The 12,867-nt window shown below is 51.9% G+C and carries 18 protein-coding genes; 4 read left to right on the top strand and 14 right to left on the bottom strand.

Annotated features, from left to right (window positions below; all coding sequences use genetic code 11):
- Positions 1-210: 210 nt before the first annotated feature.
- Positions 211-753, bottom strand: a complete 543-nt coding sequence (locus tag Poly59_RS18275; protein WP_261343505.1) for an HAD family hydrolase — start codon at positions 751-753, stop codon at positions 211-213.
- Positions 754-976: 223 nt separating this feature from the next.
- Between Poly59_RS18275 and Poly59_RS18270 the strand changes: the two genes are divergently transcribed.
- Genes Poly59_RS18270 through Poly59_RS18260 form a run of 3 tightly spaced genes read left to right on the top strand, consistent with a single transcriptional unit; the run spans position 977 to position 4,312 of the window.
- Positions 977-1,435: an NADAR family protein gene (locus Poly59_RS18270; protein WP_146535561.1), complete on the top strand. Its 459-nt coding sequence runs from the start codon at positions 977-979 to the stop codon at positions 1,433-1,435.
- A gap of 13 nt (positions 1,436-1,448) precedes the next feature.
- Positions 1,449-3,080 carry a hypothetical protein gene (locus tag Poly59_RS18265; protein ID WP_186776367.1) on the top strand — a complete coding sequence of 544 codons (1,632 nt, stop codon included), beginning with the start codon at positions 1,449-1,451 and terminating at the stop codon, positions 3,078-3,080.
- Positions 3,077-4,312, top strand: coding sequence for a serpin family protein (locus Poly59_RS18260; RefSeq protein WP_146535559.1), 1,236 nt, complete (start codon positions 3,077-3,079; stop codon positions 4,310-4,312). The genes Poly59_RS18265 and Poly59_RS18260 overlap by 4 nt, the downstream gene beginning before the upstream one ends.
- Here the strand turns inward: Poly59_RS18260 and Poly59_RS18255 are convergent.
- From Poly59_RS18255 to Poly59_RS18210, 10 genes are all read right to left on the bottom strand, one after another.
- The gene (locus Poly59_RS18255; RefSeq protein WP_146536082.1) at positions 4,303-4,965 is read right to left on the bottom strand and encodes a DUF4291 domain-containing protein; all 663 of its coding nucleotides are present in this window, start codon (positions 4,963-4,965) and stop codon (positions 4,303-4,305) included. The two genes, Poly59_RS18260 and Poly59_RS18255, sit on opposite strands and share 10 nt — an antisense overlap.
- Positions 4,958-5,524: a 3'-5' exonuclease gene (locus tag Poly59_RS18250; protein ID WP_146535558.1), complete on the bottom strand. Its 567-nt coding sequence runs from the start codon at positions 5,522-5,524 to the stop codon at positions 4,958-4,960. Before Poly59_RS18250 ends, Poly59_RS18255 begins: the two co-directional genes overlap by 8 nt.
- A 133-nt stretch (positions 5,525-5,657) precedes the next feature.
- Positions 5,658-6,011 (bottom strand): VOC family protein, encoded by a 354-nt coding sequence (locus Poly59_RS18245; RefSeq protein ID WP_146535557.1) that lies wholly within the window; start codon positions 6,009-6,011, stop codon positions 5,658-5,660.
- Positions 6,008-6,583 (bottom strand): DinB family protein, encoded by a 576-nt coding sequence (locus Poly59_RS18240; RefSeq protein WP_146535556.1) that lies wholly within the window; start codon positions 6,581-6,583, stop codon positions 6,008-6,010. The genes Poly59_RS18245 and Poly59_RS18240 overlap by 4 nt, the downstream gene beginning before the upstream one ends.
- A 108-nt stretch (positions 6,584-6,691) precedes the next feature.
- Positions 6,692-7,216 carry a YfiT family bacillithiol transferase gene (locus Poly59_RS18235; RefSeq protein WP_146535555.1) on the bottom strand — a complete coding sequence of 175 codons (525 nt, stop codon included), beginning with the start codon at positions 7,214-7,216 and terminating at the stop codon, positions 6,692-6,694.
- A gap of 81 nt (positions 7,217-7,297) precedes the next feature.
- Positions 7,298-7,915 carry a transglutaminase-like domain-containing protein gene (locus Poly59_RS18230; RefSeq protein ID WP_146535554.1) on the bottom strand — a complete coding sequence of 206 codons (618 nt, stop codon included), beginning with the start codon at positions 7,913-7,915 and terminating at the stop codon, positions 7,298-7,300.
- Complete coding sequence (locus tag Poly59_RS18225) at positions 7,912-8,670, bottom strand: class I SAM-dependent methyltransferase (RefSeq protein WP_146535553.1); 759 nt, start codon at positions 8,668-8,670, stop codon at positions 7,912-7,914. Before Poly59_RS18225 ends, Poly59_RS18230 begins: the two co-directional genes overlap by 4 nt.
- Entirely contained in the window at positions 8,663-9,328 is a 666-nt protein-coding gene (locus Poly59_RS18220; RefSeq protein WP_146535552.1) for an FMN-binding negative transcriptional regulator, read from the bottom strand. The genes Poly59_RS18225 and Poly59_RS18220 overlap by 8 nt, the downstream gene beginning before the upstream one ends.
- Positions 9,329-9,333: 5 nt before the next feature.
- Positions 9,334-9,810 (bottom strand): GNAT family acetyltransferase, encoded by a 477-nt coding sequence (locus Poly59_RS18215; protein ID WP_146535551.1) that lies wholly within the window; start codon positions 9,808-9,810, stop codon positions 9,334-9,336.
- 28 nt (positions 9,811-9,838) lie between these two features.
- Positions 9,839-10,630, bottom strand: a complete 792-nt coding sequence (locus tag Poly59_RS18210) for a PhzF family phenazine biosynthesis protein (protein ID WP_146535550.1) — start codon at positions 10,628-10,630, stop codon at positions 9,839-9,841.
- 466 nt (positions 10,631-11,096) lie between these two features.
- Here Poly59_RS18210 and Poly59_RS29655 point away from each other — a divergent pair, with 466 nt between their 5' ends.
- Entirely contained in the window at positions 11,097-11,576 is a 480-nt protein-coding gene (locus Poly59_RS29655; RefSeq protein ID WP_186776366.1) for a hypothetical protein, read from the top strand.
- Here the strand turns inward: Poly59_RS29655 and Poly59_RS18200 are convergent.
- The 3 genes from Poly59_RS18200 to Poly59_RS18190 are packed head-to-tail and all read right to left on the bottom strand — an operon-like array spanning position 11,563 to position 12,841.
- The gene (locus tag Poly59_RS18200) at positions 11,563-11,799 is read right to left on the bottom strand and encodes a hypothetical protein (RefSeq protein ID WP_146535548.1); all 237 of its coding nucleotides are present in this window, start codon (positions 11,797-11,799) and stop codon (positions 11,563-11,565) included. The genes Poly59_RS29655 and Poly59_RS18200 overlap by 14 nt on opposite strands.
- Before the next feature lie 35 nt (positions 11,800-11,834).
- Complete coding sequence (locus Poly59_RS18195) at positions 11,835-12,440, bottom strand: hypothetical protein (RefSeq protein ID WP_146535547.1); 606 nt, start codon at positions 12,438-12,440, stop codon at positions 11,835-11,837.
- The gene (locus Poly59_RS18190; RefSeq protein ID WP_146535546.1) at positions 12,437-12,841 is read right to left on the bottom strand and encodes a hypothetical protein; all 405 of its coding nucleotides are present in this window, start codon (positions 12,839-12,841) and stop codon (positions 12,437-12,439) included. Before Poly59_RS18190 ends, Poly59_RS18195 begins: the two co-directional genes overlap by 4 nt.
- Between the last annotated feature and the right edge of the window lie 26 nt (positions 12,842-12,867).

The raw sequence follows: 12,867 nt of genomic DNA, 5'->3' as shown, positions 1-12,867 counted from the left end.
AGACTACGTGTTCAGATCGTCGGTCGGCGATTCGGAGTATGCCGTCTGTTCCAACAACAAAGGTCACCGTGAGACTCTCTCCGCTTTGGTAGCAATCCATTAAGCAGAGAGAGTCTCTCAGTTTTTCGACTGAATCGATGACTGTTCCACCGCAGTCGCTTTGAACACGAGCAGCGATTTCCGCTGGTCCGACGTATCGATATTGACGGTTCACTTTCGTGGCCCCGTAGTAAGTGAACTTCGCCAGCCTCGTTTCTCGATCTGTCGAACATTATCAGCCGTTACCATCGTTCGCAAATACGCTGCAAGCCAAGGCAATTCGTCATCGTCCGAATCGCCAAGGAACGGTTTCACGTAAACGGCGTTGCCATAGTTGCGTTCGAGCTTCTTGGGTGTGTCATCGACGATCAAGACTCGTGCAAGATCAAAGCCGATCCGCTTGACCTTTCTCAAGTCCTTGACGAAGTAGTGTTCCTGCAACTCAGGGTCAAATCGACGAACACAGCGTTCACGACTCCAAACGAAAACCAATCGAACTTCAGGCGGGACGGCCTGAGCCAAGACGGCGTGCAAATAGTCAGGACTCGAAGACGACCACACCGCCAACTGAAACGGGCCAGCGCACTTCAACAAAAACTCCCGCAAATGTGGCCTTCGTAATACGAAGTAGGGACCACACCGAAAATCGGCGGTCCGCTTGGGAGGATCATCTGAGGCGTGTAACAATGTCTCATCGACATCGAGAACCAGCAACGGTCGGGGATCGAACGGGCGAATAGATTGCGTGTTGAACTCTTCGCCCTCGGTATTATGGGTCTGCTGCTAAAGAACCGTCGCCCATTGCTGAGGCGGGGACGGTGATGACAGTTTACGACACGAATCGTTGACGATGGTTCACGTCGCCCGAACCTCCCCGATGCAAATTTGTCTCTGACAGGAATACACTTACAGCGAAACGAAGCACGGGGACTCAGCTATGACAGATCAAAGCGTCATCAACTTTTACAGCGTGAGCGACGAATATGGCGAATTCTCAAATTTCGCTGCGTACTCCATCAAACTGAAAGGGAAACGCTGGCCGACATCCGAGCACTACTTTCAGGGGCAGAAGTTCCAAGATGCAGGTCATCGGGAAGAGGTGCGAAAGGCAAAGACGCCAATGATCGCCGCCAGACTGGGACGGGATCGCAAGAAGAAGCTGCGGCGTGATTGGGAGTCGATCAAAGACAACGTGATGCGAGGTGCAGTCATGGCAAAGTTCTCTCAGCATGACGACCTTCGAGAACTGCTGCTGGCGACCGGTCAAGCAAAACTCGTCGAGCACACGACGAACGACGCTTACTGGGGAGACGGCGGCGACGGCAGTGGAAGAAATATGCTCGGGCGAATCTTGATGGAAATCCGTGACAAACTGCGTGTGCAGGAAACGAATTAAAGAGGGGAACACAATGGGGATATTCAGCAAGATGTTTGGAAGCAAGGAACAGAACGACGATCAACCGGATTCGGTGCCGTGGGATGAGCGGCCATCGATCTACGATCATGTACGCTCTCACATTGATCCGTCTGCGAGTGGACTGTCTGAAGGTGGTGAAACTCTGCCGGATGATGAGCGTGTGAATGCTGGCTCACGGATTCGCTGGGCGGCGGGTGCGATGGACGGAGTGGCAACTCACCACATGGGAACCGGTGATCCGAACGAGCAAGTGCAGAAGACGGTCAAGCTTGTGATGGAGTATTGCGCCCAACCCACGGCGGCAAACAAGGCAGTGCTCTACCGAGAAATCGTGGAGGAGAACACGGTCTCGATCATCGATCATGTGATCGAAGCAGTCACCAGCGAAGACCAAATCGATCACCAACGACTTTACGAGTTGACGTACTCATTTGTGACAGAGGCCACTGACCGAGAACCGGTTAAGTTCGGCATTGCAATCCTTGGTCTGTTTGGGCAGGCTGAAAACGAAGAACTCTTCCAAACCTTGGGGCGTCACGATGAGTTCACTTTGTTCTGTGCTGTCGCATTGGCGAACGCTAGTGAAAATCCTGACCGTTCTCTCTGGGAATTGGCAAAAAATGTCGATGGTTGGGGCCGCATTCACGTCGTGGAACGTCTTGCGCAGACCGATGATGCTGAGATTAAAAATTGGCTTCTGCGTGAAGGCTACCGAAACAGCGTAATGTACGAGTACCTCGCTTACACTTGTGCATCGGCTGGTGGGCTCATCGCAGCGCTTAGCGAGGACCAAGTTGATCGAGAATTGCTAACTTCATCAGGAGAAATTCTTCAAGCATTGATCGCAGGTGGTCCCGCCGAGTGCATCGACGATTACGACGACGGTGCGGTAGTTACGGAGATGTTTCTGGGCCACATCAGCAGTGCCGCCGACTCCATTTCTGACTTCCTTCACATCAATGCAATCAAAGAGTACCTGTCAGACGCTGATGCTGACTGGGACTCCCGTTCAGAAAGAGGTTGGACGACAGAACGTCGATCAGCCTTGCTTGAGTCGTGTGCTGCGATTCTGAATCAAGACGTATGGAACGAGAAAGTGAGCGAAGCCTTGCTCAGTGACGATGAGCTTGAGTTTCATCAAGCGAACCAAGCAGCGAAGGCTCTCGGTCTCGAAACTTGGGAGCATCATTGGCGGCGATGGCAGGCCAAGCCAACAGACTCAGGGCGATGGTTTTATGTTGTGTGGCATGTCGATGAACAACGGTTTGCACAGGTGTTGCAGGCTGCCGAAAGTGCAATCGACTTGGCTGCGATTGCGACTGGGCCGAGTGACGAACTCGGATTAGGACCGGAATACGAAAGTCACTCCTGCCTCGACTACTTGCTTCAGGAACTTCCACGATTTCCGGGGCAGGGAGCCGTATTTATTGAAGCCGGTCTCAAGAGTCCCGTCGTGCGCAACCGAAACATGGCCGTCGCTGCCCTTACAGAGTGGCAGGCCGACCATCGAGATGGCGCACCGTTTGAAACCTTGCGAGCCGCCGAAAAAATCGAGCCGGATGATGATGTGCGAGAACGAATGACGAAGGTGCTAAGGGGCGAATCTTTGGAGGAGCAAGCATGAACGACAAAACAGGTGAGATCACGTCTGATGTCCAGCAAGTGGTGCAGGCGAACAACCAGTTCGCAGTCGATCTCTATTCCAAGTTGGCAACGGCGGTGAATGGTGATCTGTTCTTCTCTCCCAGCAGTATCTCCCTCGCTCTTGCGATGACCTACGCAGGTGCCAGAGGAGATACGGCAAAAGAAATAGCGGAGGCGATGCATTTTTCATTGCCTTCGGATCGATTGCACCAATCGCTACGAAAATTGCAGCAGGAGACGAAAACAGGCGGTGTTGAGTTCCGAATCGCAAATCGCTTGTGGGGACAACGTGATTATCACTTTCTATCTGAATTCTTGCAGATCACGGAACGAAAGTACGGGGCATGTTTGGCGGAAGCAGATTTTGTCCATGCCGCAGAAGCGATGAGAATAGAAATTAACGATTGGGTGGCGGAACAAACTGCTCAGAGAATCACAAACTTGGTTCCGCCCGATTCGTTCAATGAATTAACTCGCCTCGTCCTTGCCAACGCCATCTACTTTCTCGGTAGCTGGGAGAACGAATTCAAGGAACAAGCAACAGTTGACGCCAACTTCAATGTGACGCCGGGCCAGACTCACCCGACAAGAATGATGCGGCAAAGCGGCTTCTTCCAATACGGTGAGTTTGACGATCTGCAAGTTCTTGAAATGCCGTACAAGTCTCACATGATCGAATGGAAAACTGTGAAGCACGGAGATATTGAGGGGCAAGAACCGGTGGAGGTCCCCGATGGAGGTAGTGATTTTGCCATGACGATTTTCTTGCCACGGAAGGTCGATGGTGTCGCACACATCGAAAAGCACCTCACAACAAAGATCCAAGAATGGATGATGCTCCAACCGAGCAGGGTATCGATTCAATTACCGAAATTCGGCATGGAATCGACTCACTTCCTGAATGAAACTCTTCAGTCGTTAGGCATGAAGAAGCCATTCATTGTTGATAAGGCCGATTTCTCAGGAATGTCGGACAATCCAGAAGGACTTTTTATTGGCTCAGTCATCCACAAGGCGTTTGTCAAAGTGAACGAGAAGGGCACCGAAGCAGCAGCAGCGACAGCGATTGTTATGAGGGGAGGCAGTGCTCGGGAACCGGAACCGCCGAAAGAGTTTATCGCCGATCATCCATTTATCTTCTTGATCCGTGATCGAAGAACACAGCAGATTCACTTTATGGGGCGAGTCTGCGCACCAACCTTTCAAGACTGAACATTGAGCCCAAGATGATCAGCAATGTTGCAGTCGGCAGGAACGTAAACTCGTTCAGCCGGTGTGACGAGCGTGCCAGACTTCCAACTGCCGATGTGTTCTCGCTGTTCAGCAACAAAGTCACTGACATTGATGATTTCAAGAGCCTCATGTTTGCCATAGGCTTCGAGCGTCTCACCACGTAAGCCAAGCTGAATTGCTCGACGTTCACACTTGTGGCCCGTTGGAGTGTGATCCGGGTCCCATTGCAGACGCACATTTGACCGGCCAACAGCGGCCTTCCATTCGTCGTGATCAGAATACAACGCCGAGGTGAATGATGATGGAACGGTCTGCTGCAAAAGCGAATCAAAGAATGTTCGCCGCAGTCGAATAGCAAGAATCACTTCCTGCCCCTCGGAGCGTCCCCAATCGCTGCGATACATCATCCACAGGAAGTTTGGTTTAATCCAACTCATGCGGGTGTACTTGAAGTCGCCACCAAAGTAGCCATGTTGCGCAGCAAACAGTCCAATCGCCGGTCGATACGCTTGATAGACAAGGATTGTGTCGTCGTCGTGCTGAGCGAGAATGTGCCGACCACTTTCCGGCCACCGCAGCACCTGCTCTGAGTAGCTTGCAGTGTCGATTCGCAACTTGCCTTGGTCATTCATCGTCATCGCTCCTCATCGTCTTCAGGAGGCGACATAGAATTTGAGCAATATTCCAAGCGTCATCGTCACCTCGGTGATGCGTGCCTTCAAGTTCAAGACCGAGTTGCTTGTAGGCCCCGTCCAAACCGAGTTCGTGACCGGAGCCCATGGCAGCGGCGAACAAGGACTTCACATTCAGATGACTTGGGCCGAATGGATAACCGACGTTCAGGTCCTTGCAGACTCTCTCGAACTGGCGACGGTCGTAGTCGCCCCAACTCGCCCAGAGTCGGTCCTTTGACCCGTATTCTTTCTTCAGAACTTTGACGGCATCTGCAAGACTTCCGGCATCAGTCAACATGTCCGGTGTAAGCGTCGTGAGTTCTGTGCAGAATTCACTGATCTCCGACAGAACGGGCTTCACGAGAAAGCTGCGTTTCTCGGTTCGAGTCAACGTTTTGAGATCAACGGTGCGAAGCCCTATCTCAATGATCTCGCTTGTTTGTCCGGGCGGCGGCGAGCCTTCCCAGCAGGTCGATTCCAAATCGACGACCAGAATCACGTCAAGTGATCGTGCCATTTCCTTTCCTCTCCGATAGCGAACCTATTTCGTCGCCACTGTTTGATTGTTTGCAATTGTATTTCTGACTCGGACAGGCGGCGGCGTCAAAAGGTTCGCTGATTATCCTCGTCGAGATGCGTCTTCCTCTTCGTCATTCCGCTACTTCGCCGTAAAGTTCAACCGACCGACCATCCGGGTCTTTGACGACAGCACGCAGTCCCCACGGCGTTGTTTTCGGACCACTCACTTCGGTGAGATCGCCAAGTTCTTCAATGACAGCGGGCAGGTCGGCAACGCCAAATCCAAGACGAGTCGATGAATCCGCCTCAGTCCCCTCGGGCAATGGATAGAGTTCGAGAATCCCATCGCCGAGTGGAGCCGAGTAGTGAACTGGACCGTTACCGTGTTGCTCTTCGACAAAAGAGAAACCAAGTCGTGTGTAGAAGTCTCGGAGCGTGTCTGCCTGAAGGGTTTTCAGGACCAAGAGTTTCAACTGTGTCATCATTCGGTTTTCCCATCGTTTGATGGTTGATCGTGCTCTTTGACCCAAACATTCTCGTTATAGCTTGCTGACTCGCCTCGGGGGATTGTGATCGTTTGCCATTCGTCACCGGCGAGAATTCGGGCGACCATGATGATCTGGCCGATGTGGTAGGCACAGTGAGCCAGCGAACGGTGAATTGCCAGCGGCACTGAGTGCGCTTCCCCTCGGATCGTGACTGACTTTGACAAGTCTTCTGGTCGGAGTGCAGCCAATGTTTGAAAGAGGCTTGTCCATCCCTCCTCCCAGTGATCAACCACTTGTTGCCGACCCGAAAATGAATCGACAAATTCATTGTCTCGATTCCTCCATTCCTTCTCGCCATCAGTCGTCAGGAAATCAGTCCATCGAGATTTCAGGTTACCGCCTACGTGCTTCATGATGACAGCAATGCTGTTGGTGTTCTCATCGAGGGTGACATGCAGCTTTTCGTCGATCAATTGAGCAATCGCCTTGTCAGCCCAGCCTTTGTTCGCTCGAAAAGACGCCGCAGCACTATTCACCAATACGGAAGCGATGTTGGTGTGATCGTTCATGTGTGTACTCATCAGGATGGAAAGATGACGACCACTCGTCGGCTCAGTATAGATCGAGCACGGCCTGCGTCAGAACGTCGTTCGGTTCTCGGAACTAAATCTGTCTCATCACCAACCGTTTTGATCTCGGAGCCAAAGAATCTGTGCCGTGTGGTGTCGCCCATGCCACGCATAGTTGTTGAGTGCAAACCAAAGGTCCACTGTCTTGCCCGACTGGGGGTGACGGAATGTTCGGCCAAATTGTTCTTCTGTCATCGATTCTAAAACCTGTACCCACTTGGCATGTAAGCCATCAAGCAAGAGCAGCGATGGTTCAACGTTGCCCGACTTAGCATCACTGAGTCGAACCCAGTCGCCTTCCTCGTAGGCTTTGATGATCGGATTGTCCTCGGTAAGTGCCCACTTGAAACGAATGATGCTGTGCAAATGACTGTCGGCGATGTGGTGTGCGATCTGCCGAATCGTCCAATTTCGATAGAGCGTTTCGAGTTGAGAATCCGTCAACGCTACAACAGCTTCTCGCAGTCGTGCTGGTGCCTGCTTCACGATCTCAATGAGTTCTGTTTTCTTCACTTCATCGAACGTCTCGACAGGATCAAATGGTCCAGAGGGATTGTCGGGTGCTTTTGACATTTGTCTGTCGTTCCTAAAGAGACTTATCGTTTACTTAGAATGATGTATCGATCAATCGGAAATCGCCCCGTGCTTCAATTCTCAAAGCAGTTCAAAGCAACGGTGTTTTCGCAGGTCGGCCATCTGCTGCGCAAACAAATCAGGTAAGCACACAGCCAGTTCTTGGACTGATGATGCGTTCTGAAGCGACTCGACTACGATTGGCAACGGCTCGGACCAGATTTCCGGGAAGTCAAATTCACCATCGACGTTCGTTGAGAACGCAAGTTGGTCAATCGGTGGTGTGAACTGTGCATCAACACCTGCCTTGTTTCCACGAGCGTCGATTCGATACCAGCCGTGCTCTTGCAGATACACGGCATTCAACCCGTGCAGGCAAAACGGAGGCTTGTCGCCGTCGAGCGTCAGTCGTTGGTAACAGAAGCCAGCAGGAATGTCGTTGGCTCGCAGCAGAGCCGCCAGAAGATGGCTCTTGGCGTAGCAGTAGCCCGTTCCAATCGAACGAACGTCGGATGCTCGGCACGTCAATTCAGATCGCTGGTAATCAAGACTGTGCTGAATGTTGTCTCGAACCCACTCAAAGGTGCGTCGGGCGAGATCAGTGTCAGCTTCCGATTTGTCCCGCAATTCATCAGAAAGCTTCCGAATAGCATCGGTCTTCCAATCAATCACATCTGTCGCTTGTAGGTACTCTTTCATGAGATTTTTCTCCCGACGACTCGGATTCGGCGATAGTCAGCGAACCACGTACCGTCAGATTGTAGATTGGGATCTGCAAATCTCTCGACCGCCTCGAAGAAATCGTTGTGTTGGTCACTGGGAATTTCGCCAAGCCAATGGTTGCCGAACATCCTGACCCAATTCCGAAGACCGTCGTCGCCCTCCAACCGTGTTGGCCGGTCAATCATCGCCGCATGTGTAACCTCGATCCCGTGTGACTCCAACACTGTCGAGAACCCAGCGATGTTGGGGAAGTACCACGGGTGCTGAAGTGAACGTCCGACGACGGCCTCGAATGCCGATTCGATGGCGTTAGCCAGATGGCTGACATTCCCGTCTCCACCGAATTCGACCACCAGACGACCGTTGGGCTTCAAGGCCCGAGCAACACAGGCAGCAACTCGGTCAGGATCGATAATCCAGTGCAAGGCTGCATTCGAGAACACTGCGTCAAATGGTTCCGGGCAATGGAAGTCGTGAGCATCCGCTTCCTGAAACGTGATCTGTGGAAATAGTTGGCAGGCTTCATCGATCATCGCTGTGGAGTTATCGAAGCCTATGGCGTGTGCTCCGCTCTCGGCAATCTGAGCGGTCAGTTGCCCTGTACCACATCCGACATCGAGAATTCGTTCACCGGTTTTCGGTGCGAGCAATTCGACAACTGAAGAGGCGAGTTTCCAAACGAAGGAATGCTTCTCGTCGTACAAACTAGCGTTCCAGTTGGTCTTATTCATGGCTGACTCCTGTGGATTTGTCATCGGTAACGTCTGAATCTGAAAGCGTTTGTCGCATGAGATTGGCGACTTCAATATCCCGTGCGTTCCCTGACTTCAGCAATGCCTGAATGACTCGTCGCCGTCTCTCAGGTTCATGATTTTGATTCAGTTTCCATTTGCCTTCAATCCGCTCAATGTCAATCGTGAAGCAGACAATCCCATCCAGTAGGTGATCGACAAATCCTTCTTCCGTTTGCTCCGCCGACCATGGTTTCGGCATTGCCGATTCGTAGGTTTCGACGTATCGCCGAATAATGTCAGCTTTGCTTCCCCTGTTCTCCTCCAGCTTCCATTTGCCGTAAACATGCACGGCTACATAATTCCAAGTTGGCACGGCATTCTGCACCTCGTACCAAGTCGGTGAAATATAAGCATGTGGTCCGTGAAAGATGCTCAAGGTGATTTTTCCTTCCGCTGACTGCCACTGCGGATTCGCTTTGGCAAGGTGTCCGATCAACTGACCATGCGTGCCAACAGATCGGTTCAGCAAAAGCGGAAGGTGTGAGGCAATCGGTTCGACTTCATCGGTGGTGATGACAGTGGCGAAACTGTGTTCTTCGATGAAGTCGTGCAGACGTTCAAGATTGTTCTCAGAGAATTGGGAGGGCGTATACATGCAGGTTACAGTTCGTGGCATTGCGAATTGGATTGTGGCGTTTGGTCATTCGGCACAGATGACAAGACTCGGCCAAGGCTCGACCTGTCTTCCAACTCATAGCCGCAACGACGATAGAACTCCAGCACTTCTGAGTTCGTGGAACGGACTTGAAGATTGACCTTCGGACATCCGAGTGCCTGCAACGCTGCTTCCGCTTCTCGAATGAGCAGACGACCGATTCCACCTTTCCTGTGGTTTGGCATGACAGCGAGGCCATAGATCCAGCCACGAACACCGTCGTATCCAGCAATTACCGCTCCAACCACTTCAGCCTTCTTTTCGGCAACGAAAATCAAATCGTCCTGCTGACGCACCTTTCGAGCCAAAGCGGTCTGGGGATCATTCCACGGTTGAGACGACGGTAGAACTTCGTGCCACATCGCAACGAGAGATTCAGCGTCCGTTGGTCGATATCGTCGGACGTGTACTACGTTGGGCATTATTGTGCGCCGATCAAAAACAACGACTTCAAACCAGTTCTCCCTTTAGAACCGTGACAGCCTTGCCACCAAGGAGAACTCTATCGCCGTCAATGCGAACTCGCACTGCACCGCCTCGCTTGGATGCCTGATAAGCCATCATCTCAGATTTCCCGAGACGTTTCTGCCAAAACGGCCCAAGGCAACAGTGAGCCGAGCCTGTCACCGGATCTTCATTCACGCCAGCAGAAGGTGCGAAGAAGCGAGAGACGAAATCAAACTGCGGATCGTCAGAAACGGCGGTGACGATGACGCCCCGCATCGGAATCTCAGCGAGCTTTCCAAAGTCAGGTTGCAGCGACCGGACGATCTCTTCCGAACTGACCACGACAAACTGGTCGAAAGGTGATTGCCCAATGTACTCGGAGGTGTTGACGCCAAGAGCTTCCAATAATCTCGGTGGCGGTTCAGTCTGTGCTGGTGGTGTCGCCGGAAAGTTGAGTTCGATGAGGTCGCCGTCCTGCTTGCAGGTCAGAACACCACTTCGAGTTTGAAAGTGGATCGGCTCATTCGCTTTAACCCCGCCTTCGGCCCAGAGAATGTGTGCCGACGCCAAAGTCGCATGGCCGCACAAATCAACCTCATACGCCGGGGTAAACCACCGAAGCTGAAATTCGTCTTTAACTCGACGAACAAAGGCCGTCTCGGACAGATTCATTTCCGATGCAATCGACTGCATCCACTCAGAGTCCGCTTCATCATCAAGCAGGCAGACTGCCGCTGGATTCCCCGAGAACCTGCGATCGGCGAAGGCATCGACCTGAAACAATGGCACTTTCACGAACGGCTCACACTTTTAGAGAATGTCAGGGGAAACGCATGGCAATCGATTTTACACCCCGAAACTTGCCGAGCGGTTCACATTCCGAGCGTATATCACCGACACATCCATTCAGGGATTGGTTCACATTCATGATTGCCATCTCACTGACTCGTCATCTCCAGCCGACCTGTCGATCTTGATAATTGGCTCTTTCTGTTCAGGCTGACGGAACAGCGAGGTCGGAAATCGGTTCGGGTACAGGGTTGGTCCACAGCCCGAGATAAGGTCTTTCACAACGCAACTCGGCCAAGACAATCTTTGCAAACTCAACATTCTCAGGATCGTGGACTGTCCTCGCAACATAGTCGGCGGCGTACTTTCTGAGCGACGGCTGAATGATTGCGATTGCCTTCGCCAACAAGATCCGATCGAACGGATCTGTTTCAGGATCAGAGAGTTTCTGTTTGAGTTTTGGGATTGCCGAATGAGCTTTACTCTCCATCTTCCAGAGCAAATTCGGTCCACAGCGACGAATGCTGAGATCGTCGTGATCAAGAATATCTGGAAGAAGATCGACATACTGCACGAGATGTACGTGGACGGCTTTGGTCAGGCAACAGTTGATCGAGAGAATCCGAACACTCGGGTCTTCATTCCAGATACCGCAGAAACACGCTGTCGCACCCCAATCTCCCAGTGCAGATATTTCCTGCTCAGTCTCTTTAATCAACTGTCGGCACCGGGGCAGCTTAGCGTTGGATCGAAGAAGCTCCTCTGCGTGATCGAAGGCGACTTCACCTTGGCTGATTACATTTGGTTCACTGGCGACAAGAGAGCCCAGTGGAGCCAACGTTGCACAAGATGCTGCGATCGACTTCGCTACAAACGCTCTGCGGTCCATGTGTTTTCCTTCGGGTTGAATTGGCCGTTTCCACTGTTGCTGTTGTCGATTACACCTCTTTGAAAACTGGCGACCGCTCCAAAAGATCAGCCAAGTCAATTTGAAGTCGCTCTTGAGCCTGAGCTAACGGAATCAGGATCTCTGTGACCTTAAACGAATTCGGGTTCATTCGAACTGTCAGGAGGACGTACTTGCCGTCGTGGCAAGTAGCTGCGTTAATGGCAAGCAAATCGCACTTCAAAGCTTGAGTCTCGGTTGTTCGATAATTTTTCTTGTCGTCGCTCATGTCAGTTCTCCTTTTCCGTTTGTAGTTGGTGTCCGTTATCGACCATACCGTTCGTAGAATGCGGTTGCGTCACCGTCTGCTCCATAGTTGCAGTTCCAACAAACACCGAATGCGTGCTGAACACGAGCACCACATTTTGGACATTGATTTTGAAAATGAGTTGGCGGGATAAAATCCGTGTAGGTGGGCTCTGCAAATCCGCCATTGCGAACCAACTCACTGTCTCGGTTGAGAATCCGTGGCAATGTGTCCCAGAAATAGTGACCGCCAGCCCGAGCCCACTGTTGGTAACCAAGGTCGTTACGAAACAACAATGTTCCGAAGTAAAGGCAAGTCCAGAATAGGGTTGCAACGATGACTGTGACCCAGAACGGGACAACGAGGCAGTCAGCTAAGGTCCAGTACATTCTACCTGCTGCGTGGTTGCCGAGCAGATAGAACAGAAAGAACACGAACATCGCAATCGCAAACATAAAACGAGCGACGATTGTTGACGGAAGCGTTCTGATGCCACGACCGGAATCGATGACAAGCAGAAAGGCAAACGCACCTAACGCCCAGCACACTGATGCCAAGAACGAACAACTGCCGCTCAACCACATGGCCGGAAAAGCAGACAGGATGAACAGGCGACCGATCATTTTCCGGCCTCCTTCATCTGATCCCAGTCAATTGAACTGATCACAAGGCTTTTGCTGTCGGGGCCGACACCATCGACAGGGTGATCCATGAGGAGTCTGGCTGCACCAAATGCCCACGCTCGCACATCCGAGAGTGAACAATGATCGCCGCCGACGAGACGCAGTTTGATTGGAGCTACAAACGATCGAATCGACGACGATTCGGCAACCTGATGATTCAACAACAACTTTTGGACTTCGGTAGCGACTACGTTCCAGTCAGTGAATAGCACGGCGTCAGATTCGATGCCCGTCCATCCTGATCCTGTCCAAAACCAGCGATGGTCGTTTCCAATCAAATACCGAGGAAACTGAATGCTTCCTCGATTGAGTACGGACAGATGAAGTGGTTGTTTGGTCATGTTTGCCTCGTTGGTGTTGAGGCTTC

It is taken from the genome of Rubripirellula reticaptiva (assembly GCF_007860175.1).
GTDB classification, from domain to species: Bacteria; Planctomycetota; Planctomycetia; order Pirellulales; family Pirellulaceae; genus Rubripirellula; species Rubripirellula reticaptiva.
This window is presented reverse-complemented; position numbering and strand designations above follow the sequence as displayed.

Bases quoted from the DNA above. Each gene is read 5' to 3' on its own strand.
- Poly59_RS18200 (WP_146535548.1), bottom strand. From the start codon at position 11,799: ATGAGCGACGACAAGAAAAATTATCGAACAACCGAGACTCAAGCTTTG.
- Poly59_RS18270 (WP_146535561.1), top strand. From the start codon at position 977: ATGACAGATCAAAGCGTCATCAACTTTTACAGCGTGAGCGACGAATAT.
- Poly59_RS18230 (WP_146535554.1), bottom strand. From the start codon at position 7,915: ATGAAAGAGTACCTACAAGCGACAGATGTGATTGATTGGAAGACCGAT.
- Poly59_RS18195 (WP_146535547.1), bottom strand. From the start codon at position 12,440: ATGATCGGTCGCCTGTTCATCCTGTCTGCTTTTCCGGCCATGTGGTTG.
- Poly59_RS18240 (WP_146535556.1), bottom strand. From the start codon at position 6,583: ATGAACGATCACACCAACATCGCTTCCGTATTGGTGAATAGTGCTGCG.
- Poly59_RS18245 (WP_146535557.1), bottom strand. From the start codon at position 6,011: ATGATGACACAGTTGAAACTCTTGGTCCTGAAAACCCTTCAGGCAGAC.
- Poly59_RS18190 (WP_146535546.1), bottom strand. From the start codon at position 12,841: ATGACCAAACAACCACTTCATCTGTCCGTACTCAATCGAGGAAGCATT.
- Poly59_RS18215 (WP_146535551.1), bottom strand. From the start codon at position 9,810: ATGCCCAACGTAGTACACGTCCGACGATATCGACCAACGGACGCTGAA.
- Poly59_RS29655 (WP_186776366.1), top strand. From the start codon at position 11,097: ATGAGCTTTACTCTCCATCTTCCAGAGCAAATTCGGTCCACAGCGACG.
- Poly59_RS18220 (WP_146535552.1), bottom strand. From the start codon at position 9,328: ATGTATACGCCCTCCCAATTCTCTGAGAACAATCTTGAACGTCTGCAC.
- Poly59_RS18255 (WP_146536082.1), bottom strand. From the start codon at position 4,965: ATGAATGACCAAGGCAAGTTGCGAATCGACACTGCAAGCTACTCAGAG.
- Poly59_RS18250 (WP_146535558.1), bottom strand. From the start codon at position 5,524: ATGGCACGATCACTTGACGTGATTCTGGTCGTCGATTTGGAATCGACC.
- Poly59_RS18260 (WP_146535559.1), top strand. From the start codon at position 3,077: ATGAACGACAAAACAGGTGAGATCACGTCTGATGTCCAGCAAGTGGTG.
- Poly59_RS18225 (WP_146535553.1), bottom strand. From the start codon at position 8,670: ATGAATAAGACCAACTGGAACGCTAGTTTGTACGACGAGAAGCATTCC.
- Poly59_RS18235 (WP_146535555.1), bottom strand. From the start codon at position 7,216: ATGTCAAAAGCACCCGACAATCCCTCTGGACCATTTGATCCTGTCGAG.
- Poly59_RS18265 (WP_186776367.1), top strand. From the start codon at position 1,449: ATGGGGATATTCAGCAAGATGTTTGGAAGCAAGGAACAGAACGACGAT.